Raw genomic sequence first — 2,615 nt, 5'->3', positions numbered from 1 at the left:
CCTGGACTTCCATCACGTCCTGGTCGAGGCGGCCCGGAGCCCCCGCCTGTCGCGGGTGCACGAGACCGTCCTGGTCGAGACGAGCATGTGCCTGCACGCCATGCGCGGCACCTACTCGGACGCCGAGTCCAGGCTCGCCGAACACCGCGCGATCGCCGACGCCGTGCGGGCCGGGGACCCGGATCGGGCCAGGGAGTTGCTGGTCGACCACATGAGGGACGGGCTCGCGCGGGTCCGCGAGGGCGGCGGGGACCGGTGAGTGGCGCGATCAGCGGGAGACCGCGAGCCCGCTGCGCATCGCCCACGCCACCGCCTGCGGTCTGGTGGTCACCCCGATCTTGCGGTAGGCCTCCCGGATGTAGGTCTTGACCGTGTTGATCGACAGGTAGCAGGCCGCGGCGATCTCCTCGTTGGACCGGCCCTGGGCGATCAGCGCGAGCATCTCCGACTCCCGGGGGGTCAGGCCCACGTCGCCGGTCGGCCACAGTCCGGGGGACGTGTCCTCGCCGTCGCGGCCGAGCAGGCGCACCCGCTCACCCGCCGCGACCCGTTCCACGGCCCCGAGCAGCTCCTCGCCGGACAGTGATTTGGAGAGATACCCCGTCGCCCCCGAGGCGAAGGCCTCGTCGACAGCGCGCGGATCCGTGACGAACGAGTAGACGGCCACGGCCCCGATCGCCGGGTCGAGGGCCATGGCCGAGCACCGGGCCTGCCAGTCGACCGGGGAGGCGAAGGTATCGAACAGCACCACGTCCACGGGCACACCTGCGCGGGAGCCGGGCCCGTTCACCACGACCTCCACGCGGCCGGGGTACGCGGCCAGCAGTGCGTGCACACCGGCGATGACCAGTGTGTAGTCGTTCTCCACCGAGACCCTGACCGGCATCTGGGAACTTTAACAGTTGTGACCCGTCCCACCCCTGGGGGTGTGCCGAACTCCCTCGAGCGTGAATGAAGCTGGTTCCGACGGGGGGAGTGCCATGACGACCGCGACGAGAAGGATCGACGAACGATGGGCCTGGGCAGAGTACGGGATGTGCCAGGACGTACCGGACCTGTTCTACAACTCCGAGAACGAGTCGAGGAGCCTGCGCCGGCGCAAGGAGACGGCGGCCAAGAAGCTCTGCGCGCAGTGCCCGGTCATCCAACAGTGCCGCGCGCACGCCGTGGCCCACCGCGAGCTGTACGGCGTCTGGGGCGGGATGTCCGAGGCCGAGCGGCACCGGCTCGCCGGGCGGGTCCGCACCGGCTGACCGCCCACCGGCTGACCGCCCACCGCCTTCCGCCGAACCGCCCACCGGCGGAGGGCGTCAGGCGATCAGCGCACCGGGATCGCGACGAGCTTGGTCTCCACGAACTCCTCGATCCCGGTGAGCCCGCCCTCGCGGCCGAGCCCGGACTGCTTGATGCCGCCGAACGGAGCGGCCGGGTTGGACACGATCCCGGTGTTGACGCCCACCATTCCCGCCTGAAGGCGCTCGGACATGGTCATCGCGCGGTCCAGGTTCTCGGTCATCACGTAGGAGACCAGGCCGAACTCGGTGTCGTTGGCCAGGGCCACCGCCTCGTCGTCGGAGTCGAACGGGATCAGGGCGGCCACGGGACCGAAGATCTCGGTGGACATCAGGTCGGAGTCGGCCGCCACTCCGGTCAGGACGGTGGGCGGGTAGAAGTACCCGGGTCCTTCGGTCCGCGATCCGCCGCACAGCACCTCGGCCCCGCGCCCCACGGCGTCGTCGACCAGGTCGACCACCTTCGCCACGGCCTTCTCCTCGACCAACGGGCCCACGTCGGTGCCGTCCCGCGTGCCGTCGCCGACTGTCAGGGCGGACATCTTCTCGGTGAGGCGCCGACCGAACTCGTCCAGAACCGAACGGTGGACGAGGATCCGGTTGGCCGACGTGCAGGCCTCGCCCATGTTGCGCATCTTGGCGGCCATCGCGGCGGCCACGGCGGTGTCCATGTCCGCGTCCTCGCACACCACGAACGGGGCGTTCCCGCCGAGCTCCATGGAGGTGCGCAGCACCCCGCGCGCGCACTGCTCCAGCAGCATCCGGCCGACCGGCGTGGACCCGGTGAACGACAGCTTGCGGGCGATCCCGGAGTCGATCCACGGTTCCACCACACTGCCCGGCTCGGTGGTGCACACGACGTTGAGGACGCCGTCGGGGAGCCCCGCCTCGCGCAGGAGGTCCACCACGTACAGTGAGGTCAGGGGCGTGAGGTTGGCCGGTTTGAACACCATGGTGCAGCCGGCGGCGACGGCCGGGCCGATCTTGCGGGTGGCCATGGCCAGGGGGAAGTTCCACGGGGTGATGAGGATGCAGGGCCCGACCGGTTCGTGGGTCACCATGAGACGTGTCCTCCCGTCGGGCGAACGGCGGGCGTCCCCGCGGATGCGGCAGGCCTCCTCGGAGAACCAGCGGAAGAACTCGGCCCCGTAGGTGACCTCGCCCTTGGCCTCCGCCAGCGGCTTGCCCATCTCGGTGGTCATGAGCAGCGCCAGCTCGTCGGCGCGGTCGAGGATCAGCTCGTACGCGCGGCGCAGGATCTCGGCCCGGTCGCGGGCGGGCACGGCCGCCCACTCCGGCTGCGTCCGCCCGGCGGCCTCGATC

The 2,615-nt window shown here is 71.0% G+C and carries 4 protein-coding genes; 2 read left to right on the top strand and 2 right to left on the bottom strand.

Annotation, left to right across the window (positions count from 1 at the left end; all coding sequences use genetic code 11):
* The coding region (locus tag G6020_RS10030) for an FCD domain-containing protein (RefSeq protein ID WP_182610520.1) at window positions 1-259 on the top strand (259 nt) is incomplete at its 5' end.
* 9 nt (window positions 260-268) lie between these two features.
* On the opposite strand, the gene G6020_RS10025 is transcribed toward G6020_RS10030, so the two are convergent.
* On the bottom strand, window positions 269-886 hold the full coding sequence (locus G6020_RS10025) for a response regulator transcription factor (RefSeq protein ID WP_179524514.1): 618 nt from the start codon (window positions 884-886) through the stop codon (window positions 269-271).
* Between the two features lie 94 nt (window positions 887-980).
* On the opposite strand from G6020_RS10025, the gene G6020_RS10020 reads away from it, so the two are divergent.
* Complete coding sequence (locus G6020_RS10020; protein ID WP_179524515.1) at window positions 981-1,253, top strand: WhiB family transcriptional regulator; 273 nt, start codon at window positions 981-983, stop codon at window positions 1,251-1,253.
* 65 nt (window positions 1,254-1,318) lie between these two features.
* Here G6020_RS10020 and G6020_RS10015 read toward each other — a convergent pair.
* Window positions 1,319-2,615, bottom strand: a 1,297-nt coding sequence (locus G6020_RS10015) for an NAD-dependent succinate-semialdehyde dehydrogenase (protein ID WP_182610519.1), incomplete at its 5' end; no start/stop codon positions are given.

This window comes from Dietzia sp. B19 (genome assembly GCF_014145155.1).
Lineage (GTDB): Bacteria > Actinomycetota > Actinomycetes > Mycobacteriales > Mycobacteriaceae > Dietzia > Dietzia natronolimnaea.
The sequence above is the reverse complement of the archived record's forward strand: the minus strand, read 5'-3'. Positions and strand labels throughout refer to the sequence as shown.

Excerpts from the sequence above, each read along its gene's own strand:
- G6020_RS10020 (WP_179524515.1), top strand. The coding sequence starts at position 981 with ATGACGACCGCGACGAGAAGGATCGACGAACGATGGGCCTGGGCAGAG.
- G6020_RS10025 (WP_179524514.1), bottom strand. The coding sequence starts at position 886 with ATGCCGGTCAGGGTCTCGGTGGAGAACGACTACACACTGGTCATCGCC.